This is a genomic window from Futiania mangrovi, from assembly GCF_024158125.1.
Lineage (GTDB): Bacteria > Pseudomonadota > Alphaproteobacteria > Futianiales > Futianiaceae > Futiania > Futiania mangrovi.
Map to the genome: position 1 here is coordinate 706,037 of NZ_JAMZFT010000001.1, position 19,400 is coordinate 725,436.

Genomic DNA, 19,400 nt, shown 5'->3' on the forward strand with positions numbered 1-19,400 from the left:
CGAACGCTACTTGCCGTGCAACGCCCCTATGCCGGGTAGCAGAGGGGGGAGGGGCTACATGCCCGCTTATGCAGGCCGCTTCTTCATGAGGGCGGTCCGTTCGCATGTCGCCACCAGCTCGTTCCTCTGGTTGAAGGCCTCGTGGTAGAAAACGACGATGCCCTGGGTCGGCCGGGACTTGCTTTCCCGCTTCGACCGGATCGTGGTTCGGGTGTGTATGCTGTCACCATGGAACACGGGTCTCGGGAAATTGATCTCGCCCATCGAGAGGTTCCCGACCGTGGTTCCAAGCGTCGTGTCCGTGACCGTCATGCCGATCATCAGTGCGAGCGTGAAGAGGCTGTTCACGAGGGGCTGTCCGAACTCCGACTCTCTTGCCTTGTGGAAGTCGATGTGCAGCGGCTGCGTGTTGAGCGTGAGATTGCTGAACCAGAGGTTGTCGGTTTCGATCACCGTGCGGGAGATGTCGTGGTCGATGACCATTCCTGCCTCGAAGTCCTCGAACCACATTCCCGCCATCGCCCTTGTCCTCCAGATCCGCGTTGCACCTTGCTTACGAATTTGCGAAAAAAATACGAATATGCGCATTATCGCCGCGTGGCGGCAATCGTCAACGGGCATCTGCCCGTGAAGGCCGGCCAGGCCTGCCGCAGGGTGGGGGCACAACCAACCGCACCGCGGGAGAGCAGGTGGCAGGATCCGAAACCTCACAACCGCCCGAGGGGGTGAGGATCGCCGACTTCCCGATGCTTCTGCCGGGTCCATTGTCGCGCCTGTGGCGTGAGACGCTGATCATGGGAATTGGAACACCGCACCTTTGCCGGGCAGCGAGACATCGGGGGAGATGACATGAAGCAAGGGAATTTGGCGGGCAGGTCAGTAGTCGTGCTCGGCGGTACCAGCGCGCTTGGGCGTGCGATGGTGGAAAGGCTGGCAAGGCACGGCGCATATGTCACCTTCCAGGGCCGGGACGAGGCGGTCGCGGCGGGCATCGCCGACGCGTGCCGCGGCCTTCAGGGTCGCGTGCTCTTCCGCCCCGCAAACCTGATGGATTACGAGGAGGTGCGCGGAGTTTTCCTGGAGGCCGAGGCGGCGTTCGGCAAGGTCGATGTCTCCGTGTGCAGCGGTGGGTCGCTGGAGCCGGGGCCGATGCTCTTCAAGGACATGAGCGTCGCGGACATGATTGCCTGTACGGAAAGCCGGCTGATCCCCCGTCTCAACGGGTTGAAGGCCGCGAGCGAGGTGATGATCCCGCGCGGGTATGGGAAGGTCATCCTGATCACGACCGATGCAGGCCGCACCCCTACGCCGACGGAAACCATCATCGGTGCGACGGGCGCGTTCCTGATCCACCTGACCCGCGCCGCGGGGAGCGAACTTGCCCGCAACGGCATTCGCGTAAACGCTGTCGCCCTGTCACTGACGGCGGGGACGTCGGCCTACGAGCGACTGACGGGACCGGAGGCCGAGAAGGTTCCGGCCAAGGCCAAGGTGTTCCGGAAGATCCGGGACCGCGCGGTATTCGGCCTCGCACACCCTGAGGACATCGCCGCCTATGTCCACTATCTCGCGTCGCCTGAATCCGACCGCGTGTCGGGATCGACGCTCAGCATCAACGGAGGCGTCTCCTTCCCTGGCTACTGACGGCCGGCGGACCTGGTGCGCCTCGATGCCGGTCCATCGCTAGGGCGGCGAGCATATTGACTTTAGGGTCAGTGTAAGTGACTTTGAAGTTGAAATCGGTCGCCCGCCGACCGCGGCACCGTTCCGCACGCCTCGCGGCCGGGCCGCTGCGAACGCTGGCTCCACCCATCCTGAATCCCTGAGGCCGCAGACATGGGCATCTACATCATCGGCACGGGCATGACGCGGTTCGGACGCCTGCCGGACCTGACGGTGAAGGACATGACGGCGCTCGCCGTCAACCAGGCGCTGCGCGATGCGGGCGTACCCATGGACGCCGTCGAGGCCGCCTATTTCGCCAACACCGCCCAGGGGTACATGGAGGGTCAGACCTTCGTGCGCGGCCAGCTTGCGCTGCGCGACATGGGCTTCGAGGATTTGCCCATCGTGAACGTCGAGAACGCATGTGCGTCGGGATCGACTGCCTTGAACCTTGCCGTGCAGCACATCGCTGCGGGAAGGGCGGACGTGGTCCTCGCCGTGGGGGCGGAAAAGCTGTTCAACCCTGACAAGGCCAAGATGCTCAGCCTGTTCGACAGTGGCTGGGACATTTCGACCGTTGAGGAAAACAAGCGGCACCTCCTGGCGCTGGGCGAGGGTGTGGAGCCACCCCCGGGCACCATGTCGGAGCGGCCCTACAGCGTTTTCATGGACGTCTATGCGGCGTTCTGCAGGTTCCATATGCGTGAGTTCGGCACCACGCAGCGCCAGATCGCGGCCGTCGCTGCGAAGAACCACCAGCACTCGGTCGAGAATGAGCTTGCACAGTACCGTGAGCCGATGACCGTCGACGAGGTGATGGCGGCTCCACCGATCTCCTATCCGCTGACCTTGCCCATGTGCTCGCCCATCAGCGATGGCGCCGCGGCAGCGGTCGTCTGCAACGAGGCCGGGCTCAAGCGCTTCGCCGGCGCGCGGAACCGCGCCATCCGGGTGCGTGCCAGCGTCCTGCAGTCCGGGGTGGCGCGCGCGCCCGAAGACTACCGCCGGCACATCACCGTACTCGCCGCAAGAAAGGCGTACGAAGAAGCAGGGATCGCACCGGAGGATGTTTCGGTAGCCGAGGTTCATGACGCAACCGCGATGGGCGAGATCATCCAGAGCGAGAACCTCGGCTTCTTCGCGTTCGGCGAGGGCGGACCCGCAGCGGAACGCGGCGACACTGCAATCGGGGGGCGCATCCCGATCAATCCGTCGGGCGGATTGGAGTCGAAGGGGCATCCGATCGCCGCGACAGGTCTCGGCCAGATCCACGAGCTCGTCAGCCAGTTGCGCGGCGAGGCTGGCAAGCGGCAGGTCGCAGGCGCGCAGCTGGCGCTCGCCGAGAACGGCGGCGGCCTCTACGGGGTGGAAGAAGCCGTCGCGGCGATCACCATACTGTCGAAGTGACAGCGGGAAGACCGGACGGGATCACGCAGAAGAAAGCGAGGTGGGGCAGTGCGGTTGAAGGACAAGGTGGCGGTGGTGACGGGCGGGGCATCGGGCCTCGGCGAGGCGGTCGTGCGCGATTTCGCCGCGCAGGGTGCACGGGTCGCCATATTCGACCTCAATGCGGATCGCGGCGCCGGGATCGTGGCGGACCTCGGCAGCGACAGGGTCTCGTTTCACGCGGTCGACGTGACGGACGAGGCCTCGGTCACCCGCGCGCTTGACGAGGTCGTTGCCGCCCATGGCGCGGTCCATGTCTGCGTCAATTGCGCCGGCGTCGCGGATCCGGGAAAGATCCTCGACCGCGACGGCAACGCCAACCCGCTCTCGAGTTTCGAGCGCGTGGTGCGCATCAACCTGATCGGCACATACAACGTGATGAGCCAGTGCGCCGCGCGCATGGCGCTCAACCCGCCCGAGGACGGCGAGGAGCGCGGCGTGATCGTCAACACCTCGTCCGGCGCGGCCTACGAGGGGCAGATCGGGCAGCCCGCCTATGCCTCGTCCAAGAACGGCGTGATCGGGCTGAACCTGCCGAGCGCGCGCGAACTGGGCCGCCACGGCATCCGCGTGAACGCGATCGCGCCGGGACTGTTCCTCACGCCCATGGCGGCATCGCTCGGCGAAAAGGTCATCGCCGCGCTCACCGACCGCATCGAGAGCCCGAAGCGGCTCGGCCGGCCCGAGGAGTTCGCGCATTGTTGCCGTTTCCTTGTCGAGAACGCCTACATCAACGGCGAGACCATCCGCCTCGACGCGGCAACGCGCCTCACGGCGAAGTGAGACCCATACGCTTTCGCGAATTTGCATCACGGGCAGGAACGGAACCTCGACATGCGCATGGACTGGAATCTTACCGAAGAGCAGGCCTCCATCCAGGAGACCGCGCGAAAGTTCGCCGAGCAGGAGCTGATTCCCATTTCCCGCGAGATCGACCTGACGGACGGCGTCATCCCCGAATCTGTTCTTCAGAAGATGGCGGACAACGGCTTTTTCGGCATGGGGATCAGCCAGGAGTACGGGGGGCTCGGCCTCGACGTTCTGTCCATCGGCCTCGTGACCGAGGAGCTATGCCGCGGCAACCTCGCCATGGGCAGCGTCATTCAGCGCAACCTGCTCTGCGGCAGCATCCTGGAAGCCTTCGGCACCGAGGAGCAGAAACAGCGCTGGCTCCCGGGCATCGCAAGCGGTGAGATCCAGACCTGCACGGCGGGGACCGAGCCCGAGGCCGGATCCGACGCGGCGAACATCAAGACGCGGGCGCGCCGCGACGGCGACCACTATGTCGTCAACGGCGCCAAGCAGTACACGACCTTTGCCGACCGCGCCGACCTGATCTTCACCTATGTCCGCACCAGCGACCATCACAAGCATCGCGGGATCAGCCTTCTCGTGATCGAGAAGGAGCCGGGGCCGAAGTTCCAGCCGCCGGCCATCGAGGGAAGCCATATCCGGACGCCCGGGTTCCACGGCATGCACTCGTTCAGCCTGTCGTTCAACGACCTGCGCGTGCCGGCGGAAAACCTGATTGGCGGAGAGGAGGGGCGCGGCTTCTACCAGCTCATGAACGGTTACGAGCGCGCCCGCGTGCTGATTGGCTTCCGCTGTCTCGGCATCGCGCAGGCGGCCTATGACGCGGCGTTCCGCTACACGCTGGAGCGCGAGCAGTTCGGCCAGAAGATCGCCGATTTCCAGGCCGTCAAGTTCAAGGTGGCGAACATGGCGGCAGAGCTTACGGCGGCGCGAGCGCTTGCGCATGCCGTCGCCAACACGCTGGACCGCGGCGGGCGCTGCGACGCCGAGGCAGGGATGGTGAAGCTCGTCTGTTCGGAAATGGCCGCCAATGTGACCAAGACGGCCATGCTCCTGCACGGCGGCCTCGGCTACTCGATAGAGAGCGATGCAAACCGCTACTGGCGGGACGGCATCCTGATGACCGTCGGCGAGGGGACGAGCGACATCCAGCGCGAGATCATCTCGCGCAGCCTCTACAGGAACGCCTGAGGCGCGGGCGAGGCCCCTTGAGCGCGGAGGCCCGGCGGCGCGCGGTGGTGTCTAGCCGCCGCGCGGCCTCGTCACACCTGCCTCGGCGAGCCGGGCGATCTCCTCCGCGCTGAAGCCCAGTTCCCCAAGCACTTCTTCCGTGTGCTGGCCAAGCCGCGGCGCCAGGTGCCTGATGTCCGACGGCGTTTGCGAGAACGTTACCGGCGGGGCGGTCATGCGGATCTCGCCCTCGCTCTCGTGCTGGGCGGTCCGGTAGAACCCGACGTCCGCGAGGTGCGGGTCGCCCAGCAACTCCTCGGGCTGCGTCACGGGCACGTTCGGTATGTCGTTGGCGGTCAGCAGCTCGATCCACTCTGCCGTGGTCCGCGACCTCATCTCGTCGGCGAGGAGGGTATAGAGCGCGTCGATGTTGACGGTCCGCGACGCCATGTCCGCGAAGCGCGGATCGGCGGCCAGATCCTCGCGCCCGATGGCGGCAAAGAACTTCCGCCACTGCTTGTCGTTGTAGGGCACGACGGTGAGGTATCCGTCCGCCGTCTCGTAGGGCTTGCGGTTGCGGGAGACGACGCGCGCGTAGACGGGGGTTGAGAGCGGGGGCTCGAACGCCGCGCCCGTCATGTGTTCCGCAAGGACGAAGGCGACCATCGTCTCGAACATCGGGACGTCGATGGACTGGCCCAGCCCCGTGCGCTCGCGGGCGAACAGCGCCGCGACGATCGCGTTGGCGGCCATCGCGCCCGTGACCTTGTCGGCGACGACGGTCCCGCAATAGGCGGGGCTTCCGGTCAGGAGCCCCTGGTAGCCGGCAATACCGGAGATGCCCTGAATGGAGTCGTCGAAGGCCGGCCGGCCGGCGTATCGCCCACCTTCCCCGAACCCGAAGGCCGCGCAATAGACGATCTTCTCGTTCAGGGCGCGCGCCCAGGCATAGTCGATCCCCAGCCGTGCCGCGGCTGCGGGGCGCATGTTGTGAACCATCACGTCACAGGACTGCACCATGCGCGCCAGCGTCTCCATTGCGAGCGGCGACTTCAGGTCCAGCACGCAGCTCCGCTTGTTCCTGTTGACGTTGAGGAACGTCCCTCCCATGCCGCGGGACCGCGACGGGCCGAGGTAGCGGGTCGTATCGCCTCCCGGCGGCTCGATCTTGATGACGTCGGCCCCCATGTCGCCCAGTAGCTGTGTGCAATAGGGGCCCAGAAACACGCTTGTAAGGTCGAGGACCCGCACGCCGTCGAGCGCTCCGGCTGCCGTCTTCCCTGCCATGCCTACTGCTCCTTGAAGTTGGGCTCGTCGCCGGACTTGAGTGCGCGCGCGACCTCCGCGGTGTCGTCCAGGCTCTGAACGACGCCCATGTGGGACGAGATCAGGTCGAGGCTCGTCCGCAGGTCGCAGGCCAGCGACTGATAGGTGGCGCGCTTGATCATGCGGACTGCCGACGGCGACTTCGACGCCAGGATCTGGGCGAACGCCATGGTCTCGGCCATCAGCGCGTCGTCCTCGCAGACCCGGTTGGCAAGCCCGATTTCGAGCGCCTCCGCGGCGCCGACCACGCGACCGCTCAGGAGGAGCTCCAGCGCCTTCGGCAGGCCCACGATCCGAGGAAGGTAGTAGCAGCCGCCGTCGCCCGGCACGACGCCGAGGTTGATGTAGGCCTCGCACATGCGGGCGGATGCTCCCACGAAGCGCATGTCGCACATGAGCGCGAGGTCCATGCCCGCCCCGTAGGCTGGTCCGCCGACGGCTGCGATCACCGGCTTGTCGAAGTCGTCGAGCGCCAGCGCGATCTTGTGCACGCGGTCCATCAGAAGGGATTTCCAGCCGCTGGGCGTCGCGCTGCCGTCGGCCCGCATGCCTTCCATGATCGACAGGTCCACGCCGGCGCAGAACGAGTCGCCGGTGCCCGTGAGGATGATGGCCCGGCACGCGGGATCGCGCCTGAGTCTGAGCAGCGTTGAGGCGATCTCCTCCAGCACCTCCAGGGTGAACGCGTTCTTCTTGTGAGGGCGGTTTATGGCAATGACGAAGACATGGCCGTCCCGTTCCACCAAGACGTCTGACATTTTCTTGTTCCTTGGGCTGCGATCACATCATTCCGGGTAGCCAGAGACTGATCTGCGGAAATGCGACCAGGATAATGAGAATAACGACGTCGACGATGAAGAATGGAAATATCGCGCGGAACACCTTTTCGATCGGTGCGCCTGTCGCGCTCGCCGCGACATAGGCATTCATGCCGAGTGGAGGCGTAATCAGTCCGATCTCCACCGTCTTCGTCACGATGATCCCGAACCAGATCGGGTCCATCTCCCACGACATCACGAGCGGGAAGAACAGCGGCAGCGTCAGGAACAGGATCGCGAGCTGATCCATGAAGAAGCCCAGGCAGATGTAGACGACCAGCAGGATGCAGAACAGGATCATCACCGGCTGGTCGATCTGCTCGACCCAGAGCACCAGGTTCCGCGAGACCTGGGAAGCCGACAGGAAATAGCTGAAGATCATCGCCCCGATGACGATGAGGAAGATCACGCCGCAGATGCGGGTCGCGGAGTCGATCGCGCCTGTCAGCCCCTTGATGCCGATGCGCCGATAGAAAACGGCGATGAGGAAGGCGCCCAGGGCGCCGATCGCGGATGCCTCGGTCGGCGTGATCGCGCCGCTGTAGATGCCGCCAAGAACGATCCCGGCCAGAAGAAGGCCGTCCCATGCGCCGATCACCTGGCGAACCGGACGGACGGTGGGGGTGCTGGGCTCATCCTTCGGTGTTGGAGCAATCTCCGGGCGAAGCCAGACCATCAACCAGATCGCTACACAGTATCCCACCGCGGTCAGGAGTCCCGGCAGGATGCCGGCGATCAAGAGTTTTCCGATCGAGGTCTCGGTGATCACGCCGTAGAGAATCAGAGGGATGCTGGGCGGGATCATGATGGCGAGCGTGCCGGAAACCGAAATAACGCCGAGGCTCAGCCGGTCGTCGTAGCCATGGCGCCTCATCTCCGGCAGTGCGACGGAAGCCATGGCCGCCGTCGTCGCCGTGCTGGAGCCCGAAATGGCCGCCATCACAGCGTTCGCAACGACGGTGCCGATTGCGAGGCCGCCCTTGACCTTCCTCAGAAAGGCGTTGGCTGCCTGGAAGATGCCCGTGGCGATCCCGCTGCGGCTCATGAACTCGGCCATGAGCATGAACATGGGAACGGTCACCAGCAGGAAGCTCGCGGTGCTGCGGTAGGACGTGTTCTGAAGGACGCCGAGGACCGCCATCGGGCCAAGGACGAGCCAGAGACCGATGGCACCGGAGATCGCCATCGAGAAGGCGATTGGCGTGCCTACGGTAATCAGTCCGGCGAGCAGAACAAAGACAGAGAAGATTTCGAATGTCACGGCAGCCTCTCGCTCAATGCTCTGGTCTGTCGCCAGGGACGTCCCTGCCGCATACTTCGAAGACCACTTGCAGCAGCAGGCGCAGGGTCATGGCGCCCGATCCGACGGCCACGAAGAACCAGCCGATCCACGTGGGCAGTGTGACTGCGCCGGATGTGGCGTTGCCCATCTCGAACTGCTGCAGCGCCATGCCACCGGTCTTGTAGGCGATGGCGGCGAACAGAGCCGCGCTGAGAACGCGCCCGGTGACGCGCACGACGCGCCGGACCGGACGCGGCATCGCCAGGAAGATGGCGTGCACCGCGATGTGTTCGTCCAGGCGCTGCGCGCGTGCGATGGACAGATAGACGGTCGCGGTCAGGAGGTAGAGTTCATTGAGCTCGTAAACGCCGCGGACGGGTTGTGTGAAAAGGTATCGGCCCAACGCATCCGCGGAGATCGACACCATCATGAGCGCCAACGCTGCGGCCGCGCCGAGGTAAAGCACCCGTTCGAACCAGTCCAGGCCACGGTCCAGGCTGTTGAGCATGTTGGGTGTTCCCGCATCAAACCGACAGGCGAACGGCCCGGCCGAACGGCCGGGCCGCCATCTCTGCGCCCGTCAGTTGAGCAGCGCGCGCCAGCTCTCCAGAACCTTGCGGGCCGGATAGCCACGCGCTTCGAGGCCGGACGCCCAGTCGTCGGCGATCGGCGCGGTTCTCGCACGGAACTCCGCGAGGATGTCCGCAGGCAGTTCGTAGAGGTCCAGTCCCTTTGCGCGCAGTTCCTCCTCGGCCTTTACCGTCCGCGCATCGACATAGGCTCCGAACGTGCCATTCACCTCATCGCTTGCCTGGCGCATCGCCGACTTCACGTCATCCGGCAGGCCGCCCCAGACGCTCGCGTTGATCACGTAGGTGATGGGGAAGGTCCCGAGGTCGGCGTTGGTCGTGATGGACTTGAGCACTTCGTCGAACGCATAGGGCTGGACGCTGGCGAGCGGTGTGATCGTGCCGTCCACCGTGCCCCGCTGCAGCGCGGCGTAGACTTCCGGACCGGCGATCTGCACGGGGATGCCGCCCAGCGCCTCGACCGTCTTTTCCTGCAGGCCGCCCGAGGAGCGCATCTTCTTGCCCTTCAGTGCGTCGGCCGAGTCGATCTTCGGCCCGTTCATGTTGAACTCGTAACCGGCAACCGTCACCGCCATCAGCGGAACCACGTCCTCGCGCGCGAACTCGACCTCGGCAAGCATGTCGTCGACAAGCTGCTGATACGCTGCCGACTTCTGCACCGCATTCCCCGGAACGCCGGGCAGGGCGACGATGCTCGACAACGGCAGGCGGTCACTGATGTAAAGCGGCGCCGCATAGACGATGTCGGCGATCTGGTTCTTTGCGGCGTCGAGCAGATCCTTCGACTTGGCGAGCGCCTCGCCGGGGAAGTAGCTGAAGGCGACCTTCCCCCCGGTGAGTTCCTCGACACGCTTCATCCACGGGACGATCAGCTGTTTCGATACGTAGTGGTTCTCCGAGAAGGAGTCCGCGACGCGAAGCGTTATCTCCTGCGCTGAAGCCGTTGCGCTGCTGCCCGCGAGAACTGCCGCGCCCAGTACGCCGCTCATCAGCGCGCGCAGGGACGTTCTCCTGTTGATCGCTTTCATTTCCTGTTCCTCCCTTCGATTATTGTTTGCGTGCTCCGATACGCAGGTCACGCGGTCTGATGCGCCGAATGCAACCCGGCGATATCTGCTTCCGCGATGCCGAACTCCTTGAGCACCTCGGCCGTGTGTTCACCCCGTCCCGGCGCCGGCATTGCCCTGCCCGAGGACACACCAGGTACCGGGAACGGGAAATAGCCCTTCGGGATACCCTCCGGCGCCCGCGTCCCAAGACCGAGCGCGCCGAGTTGAGGGTTATCCAGCGCCTCGGATGGGGTGAGCACCGGGGCATAGGGGACGCCGTGCAAGATCAGCAGCCGATCCCAGTCTGCCGCGCTCCTCGATGCGATCACGCCGCGCACACTGGCGCTGAGGCGCTGGCCCGCCTCCAGGTCGTGACGTCCTGCGAAGGCGTCATAGTCCCCCGAAGTGAGGATTTCTTCGCAACCCGCGGCCTCGCAGAAGGCACGCAGAAACTTCGGCTCGACCAGCGCCAGCGAGACGAGCTTGCCGTCCTGCGTCTCGTAGATGTCGTTGAGCGGGTTCAGATGAGGCCAGGAGCCATCCTCGGCCGCCAGGTGGTCCGCCGTCCTGACCTGCGCCCAGCTCATCAGCGCCGGCAGCATCGCCACGTCGAGATAGCGCCCGCGCCCGCTCGCGCGGCTGTCGAGGAGGCTTGCCACGATGCTCAGCGCGGCCGTCATTGCTGCAGAGAGATCGGCGACCGGTAACGCACCCCGTGCGATCTTGCGATCCCATTGGCCGGGTATGGAAAGCACGCCTGAGTAGGCAAGATAGTTGATGTCGTGGCCCGGATGAGCCGCGAGGGGTCCGCACGACCCGAACCCGGAAACGGAGGCGTAGACGATTTGCGGGTTGATCTCGCTGAGTCGCTCGTACCCGATGCCGAGCCGGTCGGCCACGCCGGGCCTGAAGCCTTCGATCACGACGTCCGCCCGTTCCACCATCCGGTCGACGATCGCCAAGGCACCGGGGGCTTTGAGATCGATGGAGACGCTGCGCTTGTTCCTGTTCGCAACGGCGAAGAGGCCCGGCAACATCTCGCGGGCATAATCCCCCTGGGGCCCCTCGATCTTGACGACGTCTGCGCCGAGTTCGGCCAGTTGCATGGTGCAGAACGGACCGGGCAGCAGCCAGGAGAAATCGAGCACCCGGATCCCCCGAAGCGGGGGCCTTGCCGTTGCGCTGCGTCCCGGTGTGTCGTTCATCGATGCCCCAGACCGTGCCTTGATTTGTTCGCCTCGCGATGCCCTTCAGCCTACTGGCGCTGGCCCTGTCGCGCCGTGGCGTCCCGGTGGAATCCGCACCGGGATCCGGCTGCAACCGGGGCAAGCATCGCCCCTCGTCGATTGACACGTACTAACCGTGAGGTTAAACAAACTGACTATGAAGTCAATGTCATTGTGGCGTAGGGCGGTTGGAGAGGTCATCTCTCGGGCGGTGTGCCCAGCCCGGACTGCCCCGGCGCCATGTGCAACACGGAAACCCCGGATCTCCGTGGCAGTTTCAGATGCGGGTCGAAAGGAGACAGGATGTCGGCTTCCGAAGCAGCCACCGAGACCCAGCACGCGACCCTCGGCATCAAAGGCCACGTCGCGGTCATCACGCTGAACCGGCCGGAAAAGCGCAACTCGATTTCCCTGCAGATGCTGGACGACATTGAAGCCTGCCTCGATCAAGCCGTGGCGGCTGGGTGCAGGGTTCTGGTTTTCCGCGGCGCGGGTGGAAATTTCTGTGCCGGCGCCGATCTTGCCTATGTGTCCGGGCTGCTGGCCGAGGCGCCCTGGCGCTTCTCCGAAGAGTTCGTGCCCTACGTGCAGCGCGTCATGAACCGTATAGAGGATCTGCCGATGCCCGTCGTTGCGGCCATCGAGGGGTTCTGTCTCGCTGGCGGGTTCGAACTGGCGCTATGTTGCGACATCGTGGTGGCGGCTCGCACTGCGCGGATCGGCGATGGCCACGCGATCTACGGATTCCTGCCGGGCAGCGGGGGCGCCTATCGGCTGACGCGGAAGGCGGGGGTAAACCGCGCCAAGTACATCGCCTTCAGCGGCGACATCTTCACGCCGGACCAGATGTTCGACATGGGGCTCGTGTCCCGGGTCGTCGATGACAGTGCCTTTGACACGGAGCTTGCCTCGCTGACGGAGAAACTTGCCGCGCGAAGCCCGATTGGCCTGAAGAGGATGAAGGAACTCATTCACCTCTCTGATCAGAGCGATCGCGCATCCGGGCTGACCGCCGAGCGTGTGGCATCGGCTGCGCATACCGGGACCGCCGACATGGCAGAGGGCCTCGCTGCGTTTTCCGAGAAGCGCGCCCCGGTGTTCACGGGGCGCTAGCTGGCCAAGTCCGCGTTCTCCGTGTATGGAGAACCCGGCTTGAGCCGGCCGTGTGGACCGCTCGTCGCTGGCTTTCGGCTCTGTGCACGGAGCCATGGCCGGGCTCTTATGATCTGATCCGGGGGCGTGCGTAGGCAGAGATGAGCAGATGGAACGAGCTGGTCGCCACAACAGAAGACCGGCAGCGAGAGAAGCGCGAAATCGTGATCCGTATGGCTGGCGCCGCATTCGGGCGGAACGGTTTCTACAGCACCACGCTCGAAGATGTTGCAAAAAGTATCGGCCTGACAAAGGCTGCGATCTATTATTATTTCAAGAACAAGAATGAAATCCTTTTCGAGTGCCACAAGCTCGCGATCCAGATTGCTCAGAAAGCCTTGGAAGACGCCGAGTCCGAAGGCCGCAATGGCTTCGAGAAACTGACCCTGACGGTGAGGAACTACATTGTCGGGATGACGTCGGAGCTGAATTTCTCGATTCTCGTGGACGTGTCCGCGCTGAAGCCGGAGGAGCGCAGCTACGTCGTCAGCTTCCGGGACAAGTTCGAAGCGCGGATGCGCAGCTTCGTCGAAGAAGGAATCGCGGACGGCAGTATTGCGCCTTGCGAGCCGAAGTTCGCGATCTTCGCGATCATGGGGGCGGTGAGCTGGGTGCCAAGCTGGTATTCGCCCGCGGGCGAACTGACGGGGGAGCAGGTTGCCGACGTACTGATCGGCTTCCTGTCCAATGGGCTGAGCCCCCGCACCTAGGCCGGCGGGGCCGTCGCCCTGCGCAGGCGTCTTGCGGGTGGGGCGGCGAGACGGCCGCTTGTGGACGCGATTGCGCCAAGCGGCGGCTCCCCATACAGGCAAGTCTCGCTGGATGTCCCAAGGTCATTGGCGGTGCGCCTGCTCCGGCCTGGTAACCGGAACGAGCCACTTCCGCATGCGCCACCCCGAGGGGCTTGTCCTCGTGCCGAACGATCCGGAGGGCTGCGCTCGGTCTGCAATAGCGTGCCGCTGTCCATCTCGTGCGTCCAGCCCGTCCACGGCAGGCGGTCTCGCTTCCAGCAGGCTTCGGCGAGTGCCTCCCGGTCGATGACTGCTTCCCGCCCCCGCCGAGGATCGTCGAGAACCTGCGCCACGAGCGAGGCATCGACATCAGCCACGAACGGTGCGGTTCGGGCGGGGCCGGTTCGGGCTTGTGTCTTTCCGTTTGCGATTGCTCCCCTTGCGCGTGCCGGGACCGCTTTTCCTCGATGTGGCTGCCTGCTGGGCAGAACAAGAAATATTAACCCCTTCCCCCAAGCATGTTTGCCGACTTGATTTCATCGAGCCGGACCGGATTTTCCAAAATTTTGCTGACTGCAGGGGGAGTTGATGAAACTCATCGCGCCATTGATTTGCCTCGCCGCGTTTGTTCTCGCGGGCTGTGCCAGCGAGGCACCAAACGTGACCGCTACGAAGTCATTCGTTAGCGAATTCGGTTCCCCAAACAAGGAGCAATCCCCGCTTTTTCAAAGATTTGGAGAAGGCGGGAAGGGGTACTTCATGGATCGCTACTACGCGACTGCCGAGAACCCCCGCGCGTTCCACACATATCTGCTCAAGGAGAACCTGTCTCCTTCCGGCCAGAACCTGGCGATGGACGTGGGGATCGAGGTGCGCGCGGAAGGCGGGATGCCGATCTACCGCATGGTCCTCGTACCCCGCCGGATGACGCAGGCCCAGATCGACGCCTTGCCGGAATACCTCGTCCAGCACGACACCCAGGTTCGCCCTCCCTTCCTCCCGGGCTATACGGTTGCCAGGTTGCCGGCGGACCGCACGCTGGGACCCGACGGGGAGATCGTGACGGAATGGACCTTTTGCAGGCGCTGCATCGGCTTTGACTCCGTCGATCCTGCACAAGGGACGAAAGCCGTCGCGGAAACGCAGCAGAATGTGGCTTATGTCGCAGGCATCGCAAACCGCGAGTCGAAGTTTGCGGAGCCGCCCTCCAAGCCGAAGCCGGGTGACTTCACGCCCTTCCACAAGCGCATGGCATTCGTCGACGGGGCATCCCTCGATATACCGAAATTGATGGGGGAGCCTTATGGCTTCGGCGAAGAGCAGGCCCGCATGGCAGCCCGCGAGGCGCAGACCATTCTGGCCGCACTGCCAGAAGCGGCCGAGCAGGCACAACGGGAGCGCGAGGCAGCCAGGACCGCCTATCGTGACTTCGTGACCAAGGCCTACGAGCCGCGCCAGATGACGACCCATCTGGACGAGGCGTGCAGCAATCCGAAGTCCGCGTGGCAAGGCGCGCTCAGGGGCTCGGACTATGGGCGTGCGCAGGAGCGCGCCATTGCCTATGCCACCTGCATCGGCGAGCAGGCATCCAACTGGGACCTCGTCTACTACGTCGAGAACTACGCAACCTTTGTCGAGCGGGAAGAGGCGCTCGCCGTTCCCGGCATCACGCGCACGACCATCCGGACGCCGGAACAGCAACTGGGCATTCCGGAAGAGCGGGTGAAGGCGATCGAGCGCGATACCCTCGCCATGGGCGACCGGTTGCAGCGCCAGGCGCGCGCGCGCGCCGAAGAGGAACGCAGGAGCGCGGAAGCCAGCAGGCAGGCCGAGATCGACCGGCAGGTCAAGCGGTGCATGCTGGGGCTTGCGTCGACGGGCTCGCTCACACCTTATTCGCAGGGTTTCTGCCGCGCGCAGGCCGAGCGCGGCCTGGACGGCCTGCAGGCCGCCATAATCGGCAGCGCCGGTGCGACGAGCCGGAACCCCGCCGGTTCGGCCGGCACGTCCCCGGTGACCGGAACGACGGCCAGCGGGTTCGGCTCCTCCGGGTTCACGGGCAACCTGGTGCCGCCGCTCGACATCAACGGCATGATCGCGAACGCCCGCGCGGTGGCCAAGGGCGCGGACCCCGGCCTCCTCTTCAACCGCGACGGAACGGTCCGCACCACGATCGCACCGGAAGCGCTCGCCCGGAGCGCATCAAGCTCCCGCGACAGTGGAGGAACCGGCACTCGGACGGCCTCGGCAGAGCCCTCGCGCGACCGCGCCGCAACCACGTCGCGAACGGGCAGCAACACCGGCCGGACCGCATCAGCCGCGGCATCGCAGGACAAGCCCGCGCCTGACCGCAACTCCGTGGTGTTCTTCTCGCCCGGGACGATGGACAGCCGTCTCTACCACTACGATATCAAGCCTTGCGGCAACATCGGCCTGCCGTCGGGTGCTGCACCCATGTGTCAGATGGTGAACGAGATCCGGCTGTTCCGCCTGGGCCAGAGGGCGAAGATCTGCAGCGAGACGGAAAATCCGGACCTGAAGTTTCCCGAGGCTTATGGCGATGTCCGCTATGCGGGTGTGGTGCGGGTGTCGAACCTTACCCAGGAGGAAGCCGCCCAGATGCTGCGCAAGTGGAATGCCGACAGCGAGATCAGCTGGATGATGGCCTCCACCGACCCCGCGTCGCTCGAGACGGCGCTGGAAGCCAAGATCGTCGACGTCACCAACCGCAAGAGCCGTAGCGTCAGCGGCGAGCCGGAACTGTTCCGCGGGGTGCCCGAGTTGCACAGCTTCGTCACGGGCAAGGGCTGCCGCGGCGTGGAGTTCATCAACGGCTACATGGGGAACGGTCGCACCGGGCTCTGAGCCGGACAAGACGCTGCGCGGGGCATGGGGCGCTATGCCCGTGCCCCGCGCGGATATATGGGCTTTGTCGGAGGAAAATCTGTTGAGCCCGGCGAGCGGGATCCCTAGCTTCGGTGGATGCCCGGCCGCCTCCGCTGTTTCAGGACGTCGACTGAGGTCCTCCGCCTCGCGGCGATGATCTCGTCCGGTCTTTCCGCCCGCTGCGGAGGATACCTCGCCTGGCAGATGAAGGATGTGTCGACGTCGGCGCAGCGGCAAATGTTCAAGGGACCAACCGGCGTGCCCTCCCGTGCTGCTATCAGAACCCTTCTGCTTGCAGGCGTCGGGGCGGCTGTCCTTCTGGCCGGCTGCAATGTCACATTGGGCGATCGCAAATTACCTGAAGACCCATATGGCTGGCATGGCGTCGGAAAGGTCGTGACGCTCGTCGCCCCTGGCGGGAACGCGGAGCTTCGACGTGGCTTTTCCGAGATGGCACGTGGCTCGACGTACTTCGGCGCGCTTCATCTGGATCGGGAAAGCGCAAGCTACGCCTACACGCGAAACTGGAACTCGATCGAAGCTGCGATTTCGATAAGTGCTGCGGTTTGCACCGAGGATGCGGGCCGGCCATGCGTCCTGGCAGCCCTGGTCCTGCCGGAGGCACTGCCGTCCACGACCCGCCGCGCCAAGGGCTTCAGCGTCCAGACGCTCAATCAGTTCCGCTTGCTTTATGCGGAGAAACAGGCATCCGGTCTCTGGGGCGCATATGCCATCTCTCCCTTGGCATCGCAGGGTTTCTCGGCGCAGGAGCAGACAGAGAAAGCAGCCAGAGCCAGTGCCCTGCGCAATTGCGAGTTTCGCCTGCAAGCGGAACTCGCTCAGATCGGACCGGTCGGATCCCTCGCGGCAGCACGGGGCGGCTTCGACCGCTGCGAGATCGTGCACGTGACCTCGCCGTAATCTTGCCTCTCAGGGCCTGGGCTGACGTTGATGTCAGCGCCGCCGATGCATCGCTGGGCAGAACGCGCAATTCGTCGAAAGCCGATGCGGCCTGAAAGTCCTCTTCAGCGCGCACCACGCCAGCGGAATTTTCTCCAGGACCGTCCTCTTCAGCGCTAGCCTCTGCCAATCCGCTATCGGCCGCGCGGTGCAGGGGCGGGTTCAAACAGGGGCCTCCTCTGGCAGGCTGACTGCCGGCGGAGAGGGCGCCGAAACCCGATGAATGCGACATGCGATCTAGTCTCGGGGCCGCTTCTGCCGGTCTGCCGCCAAGGCGGACACTTTACTTGTGGCACGTTCTTGCATGCAGCGTTGGCGGGTCCCCATACCCGAGGATGCGGGACTGGTGTACGGGGGAACGCTGGTTGTCGATGGGCCCGGTGGCTTTCTCCTTTTCGAGGATGATTATATCGCCGAATTCAAGAGGATATCTGTCCGCGACGATCGCGTATTGGCAGACGGCCTGCCTTGTCGACATCTGCCGGATGCCGGGCCGATACAGCATGTCATCATGAGCCTGCACAACGGCCCGATCATCTTCTAGGCTGCACGTTGAGTTGCCAGCGGCGGACGGAGTTCGAGATGGTTTGACTTCGCTTTTGGGGCAGGCAACGTGCGTGAGCCCGATGGCGCCCGGAGGGTCATCATGAGAGGAGCGGGGCGACATTACATGGTGGGGGGTGGCATCGCCGCCCTGGCGGCAGCCGTGCTCCTGTTGCGCGATGGCGGCGTGCCGGGCGAGCGCATCACCATTCTCGAACATCGCGGTTCCGCCGGTGGCAGCCTTGACGGGGCGGGTAGTCCTGAGGGTGGGTATCTGACCCGCGGTGGCCGCATGTTCGAGCCGCAATTCGTCTGCACTCTTGATCTGCTGTCGGGGATCCCGGCGCCCGATGACTCCGCCGTTTCGGTGAGGGACGACATCCTCGCCTTCAACCGCATGGTGCCAAGCTGGGCCGACTGCCGTCTTGTCCGCGATGGCCGCAAGGCCGATGACCGGCTGCACCTCGGCCTCGGGCCGGCGGAGATCGTGGCGCTGAACCGCCTGCTGCTCGCGCGGGAGGGGAGTCTCGGCGGGCAGCGCATCGACAGCTGGTTTGCGCCTGGCTTCTTCGACACGAACTTCTGGATCATGTGGTCCACGATGTTCTCGTTCCAGCCGTGGCATTCTTCGGCAGAGATGCGGCGCTACATGCTGCGGTTTCTCCACCTGTTCCCCGGTCTGACGCGGATCGCCGGCATCCTGCGCACCCGCTACAATCAGTACGACTCGATTGTTGCGCCGATCGTCGGCTGGCTGTCTGCCCGCGGCGTCACGCTGCGCACGAATAGCGAAGTCTCCGACGTGACCATCGCCGGAAACACGGACGCACGGCGGGTGACGGAGCTTCATCTTGCGTCAGGAGAGGTCATCGGCATCGCCCCTGAGGACCGGGTTTACCTGACGCTTGGCTCGATGACGGATGCCACGGTCACGGGCTTGGGCGACACCGCGCCCCCCGCCCGGAATGGGTCGAGCCCAGCCTTTGATTTGTGGAGAAAGCTAGCCGCAAGGCATGACGGGCTCGGCCGGCCCGATGTCTTTTCCGGCGCTGCGGACAAGACATCGTGGACCTCCTTCACCGTTACTCTCGCTTCGCCGGCCTTTGTGACCTTCATGGAGGATTTCAGCGGCAACCGCACGGGCACCGGCGGGCTTGTGACTTTCGCGGATTCGGGTTGGCTCATGTCGATCGTGATGTTCCACCAACCGCATTTCCGGGGCCAACCCGCCGACAGGCCAGTGTTCTGGGGCTACGGCCTGCGCGCCGACCGGCCAGGCGATGCGGTGGGAAAGGCGATGGCAGAGGCGACCGGCGTGGAGATGCTGGACGAACTTGCCCACCAGCTCCGGCTGACTGCGGATCAGCGTCGGGTATTCTTCGACGGCGCGCAGGTGATCCCCTGCCGGATGCCTTTCATCACAAGCCAGTTCATGCCGCGTCACACAGGTGACAGGCCGCCGGTGATCCCCCGCGGGGCCGAGAATTTCGCCGTGATCGGCCAGTTCTGCGAGATGCCGCGCGACTGTGTATTCACGGTCGAATACTCGGTCCGCTCCGCCTGGACAGCCGTGAATGGCTTGACTGATCAAGTGCCGTCCCCGCCGCCCGTGGTCCGAAGCGACCGCAATCCCCGGGCGCTTCTGCGGGCCGCCAGGGTGATGTTGTCGGGTGTTGCGAGAGAAAACTGATTGGCCTTGCCCGCCATCCCGTCCCGATCTCGCCACAACATGAAAGCAGGGAA

The 19,400-nt window shown here is 64.8% G+C and carries 17 protein-coding genes; 10 read left to right on the forward strand and 7 right to left on the reverse strand.

Annotated features, from left to right (window positions below):
• Positions 1 to 66: 66 nt before the first annotated feature.
• The gene (locus tag NJQ99_RS03490) at positions 67 to 519 is read right to left on the reverse strand and encodes a MaoC family dehydratase (protein ID WP_269331406.1); all 453 of its coding nucleotides are present in this window, start codon (positions 517 to 519) and stop codon (positions 67 to 69) included.
• Positions 520 to 849: 330 nt separating this feature from the next.
• On the opposite strand from NJQ99_RS03490, the gene NJQ99_RS03495 reads away from it, so the two are divergent.
• From NJQ99_RS03495 to NJQ99_RS03510, 4 genes are all read left to right on the forward strand, one after another.
• Positions 850 to 1,644 carry an SDR family NAD(P)-dependent oxidoreductase gene (locus tag NJQ99_RS03495; protein ID WP_269331407.1) on the forward strand — a complete coding sequence of 265 codons (795 nt, stop codon included), beginning with the start codon at positions 850 to 852 and terminating at the stop codon, positions 1,642 to 1,644.
• A 192-nt stretch (positions 1,645 to 1,836) separates the two neighbouring features.
• Positions 1,837 to 3,072, forward strand: a complete 1,236-nt coding sequence (locus tag NJQ99_RS03500; protein ID WP_269331408.1) for a thiolase family protein — start codon at positions 1,837 to 1,839, stop codon at positions 3,070 to 3,072.
• Positions 3,073 to 3,120: 48 nt separating this feature from the next.
• Complete coding sequence (locus NJQ99_RS03505; RefSeq protein ID WP_269331409.1) at positions 3,121 to 3,894, forward strand: SDR family NAD(P)-dependent oxidoreductase; 774 nt, start codon at positions 3,121 to 3,123, stop codon at positions 3,892 to 3,894.
• A 57-nt stretch (positions 3,895 to 3,951) separates the two neighbouring features.
• On the forward strand, positions 3,952 to 5,115 hold the full coding sequence (locus tag NJQ99_RS03510) for an acyl-CoA dehydrogenase family protein (protein ID WP_269331410.1): 1,164 nt from the start codon (positions 3,952 to 3,954) through the stop codon (positions 5,113 to 5,115).
• Positions 5,116 to 5,166: 51 nt separating this feature from the next.
• On the opposite strand, the gene NJQ99_RS03515 is transcribed toward NJQ99_RS03510, so the two are convergent.
• From NJQ99_RS03515 to NJQ99_RS03540, 6 genes are all read right to left on the reverse strand, one after another.
• Positions 5,167 to 6,381: a CaiB/BaiF CoA transferase family protein gene (locus NJQ99_RS03515; protein ID WP_269331411.1), complete on the reverse strand. Its 1,215-nt coding sequence runs from the start codon at positions 6,379 to 6,381 to the stop codon at positions 5,167 to 5,169.
• A 2-nt stretch (positions 6,382 to 6,383) separates the two neighbouring features.
• Positions 6,384 to 7,178 (reverse strand): enoyl-CoA hydratase/isomerase family protein, encoded by a 795-nt coding sequence (locus NJQ99_RS03520; RefSeq protein WP_269331412.1) that lies wholly within the window; start codon positions 7,176 to 7,178, stop codon positions 6,384 to 6,386.
• A 22-nt stretch (positions 7,179 to 7,200) separates the two neighbouring features.
• The gene (locus NJQ99_RS03525; protein WP_269331413.1) at positions 7,201 to 8,499 is read right to left on the reverse strand and encodes a TRAP transporter large permease; all 1,299 of its coding nucleotides are present in this window, start codon (positions 8,497 to 8,499) and stop codon (positions 7,201 to 7,203) included.
• A 13-nt stretch (positions 8,500 to 8,512) separates the two neighbouring features.
• On the reverse strand, positions 8,513 to 9,028 hold the full coding sequence (locus NJQ99_RS03530) for a TRAP transporter small permease (RefSeq protein WP_269331414.1): 516 nt from the start codon (positions 9,026 to 9,028) through the stop codon (positions 8,513 to 8,515).
• A gap of 72 nt (positions 9,029 to 9,100) precedes the next feature.
• Positions 9,101 to 10,138: a TRAP transporter substrate-binding protein gene (locus NJQ99_RS03535; RefSeq protein ID WP_269331415.1), complete on the reverse strand. Its 1,038-nt coding sequence runs from the start codon at positions 10,136 to 10,138 to the stop codon at positions 9,101 to 9,103.
• Between the two features lie 47 nt (positions 10,139 to 10,185).
• The gene (locus tag NJQ99_RS03540) at positions 10,186 to 11,364 is read right to left on the reverse strand and encodes a CaiB/BaiF CoA transferase family protein (RefSeq protein WP_269331416.1); all 1,179 of its coding nucleotides are present in this window, start codon (positions 11,362 to 11,364) and stop codon (positions 10,186 to 10,188) included.
• A 324-nt stretch (positions 11,365 to 11,688) separates the two neighbouring features.
• On the opposite strand from NJQ99_RS03540, the gene NJQ99_RS03545 reads away from it, so the two are divergent.
• The 6 genes from NJQ99_RS03545 (at position 11,689) to NJQ99_RS03570 (ending at position 19,347) form a co-directional block, all read left to right on the forward strand.
• Positions 11,689 to 12,498: an enoyl-CoA hydratase/isomerase family protein gene (locus NJQ99_RS03545; RefSeq protein WP_269331417.1), complete on the forward strand. Its 810-nt coding sequence runs from the start codon at positions 11,689 to 11,691 to the stop codon at positions 12,496 to 12,498.
• A gap of 140 nt (positions 12,499 to 12,638) precedes the next feature.
• Positions 12,639 to 13,247, forward strand: a complete 609-nt coding sequence (locus NJQ99_RS03550; RefSeq protein WP_269331418.1) for a TetR/AcrR family transcriptional regulator — start codon at positions 12,639 to 12,641, stop codon at positions 13,245 to 13,247.
• Positions 13,248 to 13,856: 609 nt separating this feature from the next.
• On the forward strand, positions 13,857 to 16,133 hold the full coding sequence (locus tag NJQ99_RS03555; protein WP_269331419.1) for a hypothetical protein: 2,277 nt from the start codon (positions 13,857 to 13,859) through the stop codon (positions 16,131 to 16,133).
• A 225-nt stretch (positions 16,134 to 16,358) separates the two neighbouring features.
• The gene (locus NJQ99_RS03560) at positions 16,359 to 17,075 is read left to right on the forward strand and encodes a hypothetical protein (protein WP_269331420.1); all 717 of its coding nucleotides are present in this window, start codon (positions 16,359 to 16,361) and stop codon (positions 17,073 to 17,075) included.
• Positions 17,076 to 17,460: 385 nt separating this feature from the next.
• Entirely contained in the window at positions 17,461 to 17,658 is a 198-nt protein-coding gene (locus NJQ99_RS03565; protein WP_269331421.1) for a hypothetical protein, read from the forward strand.
• Between the two features lie 126 nt (positions 17,659 to 17,784).
• Complete coding sequence (locus NJQ99_RS03570) at positions 17,785 to 19,347, forward strand: oleate hydratase (protein WP_269331422.1); 1,563 nt, start codon at positions 17,785 to 17,787, stop codon at positions 19,345 to 19,347.
• Positions 19,348 to 19,400: the final 53 nt, after the last annotated feature.

Excerpts from the sequence above, each read along its gene's own strand:
- NJQ99_RS03510 (WP_269331410.1), top strand. The coding sequence starts at position 3,952 with ATGGACTGGAATCTTACCGAAGAGCAGGCCTCCATCCAGGAGACCGCG.
- NJQ99_RS03515 (WP_269331411.1), bottom strand. The coding sequence starts at position 6,381 with ATGGCAGGGAAGACGGCAGCCGGAGCGCTCGACGGCGTGCGGGTCCTC.
- NJQ99_RS03570 (WP_269331422.1), top strand. The coding sequence starts at position 17,785 with ATGGTGGGGGGTGGCATCGCCGCCCTGGCGGCAGCCGTGCTCCTGTTG.
- NJQ99_RS03540 (WP_269331416.1), bottom strand. The coding sequence starts at position 11,364 with ATGAACGACACACCGGGACGCAGCGCAACGGCAAGGCCCCCGCTTCGG.
- NJQ99_RS03545 (WP_269331417.1), top strand. The coding sequence starts at position 11,689 with ATGTCGGCTTCCGAAGCAGCCACCGAGACCCAGCACGCGACCCTCGGC.
- NJQ99_RS03520 (WP_269331412.1), bottom strand. The coding sequence starts at position 7,178 with ATGTCAGACGTCTTGGTGGAACGGGACGGCCATGTCTTCGTCATTGCC.
- NJQ99_RS03495 (WP_269331407.1), top strand. The coding sequence starts at position 850 with ATGAAGCAAGGGAATTTGGCGGGCAGGTCAGTAGTCGTGCTCGGCGGT.
- NJQ99_RS03535 (WP_269331415.1), bottom strand. The coding sequence starts at position 10,138 with ATGAAAGCGATCAACAGGAGAACGTCCCTGCGCGCGCTGATGAGCGGC.
- NJQ99_RS03560 (WP_269331420.1), top strand. The coding sequence starts at position 16,359 with ATGAAGGATGTGTCGACGTCGGCGCAGCGGCAAATGTTCAAGGGACCA.
- NJQ99_RS03490 (WP_269331406.1), bottom strand. The coding sequence starts at position 519 with ATGGCGGGAATGTGGTTCGAGGACTTCGAGGCAGGAATGGTCATCGAC.
- NJQ99_RS03500 (WP_269331408.1), top strand. The coding sequence starts at position 1,837 with ATGGGCATCTACATCATCGGCACGGGCATGACGCGGTTCGGACGCCTG.
- NJQ99_RS03550 (WP_269331418.1), top strand. The coding sequence starts at position 12,639 with ATGAGCAGATGGAACGAGCTGGTCGCCACAACAGAAGACCGGCAGCGA.
- NJQ99_RS03530 (WP_269331414.1), bottom strand. The coding sequence starts at position 9,028 with ATGCTCAACAGCCTGGACCGTGGCCTGGACTGGTTCGAACGGGTGCTT.
- NJQ99_RS03555 (WP_269331419.1), top strand. The coding sequence starts at position 13,857 with ATGAAACTCATCGCGCCATTGATTTGCCTCGCCGCGTTTGTTCTCGCG.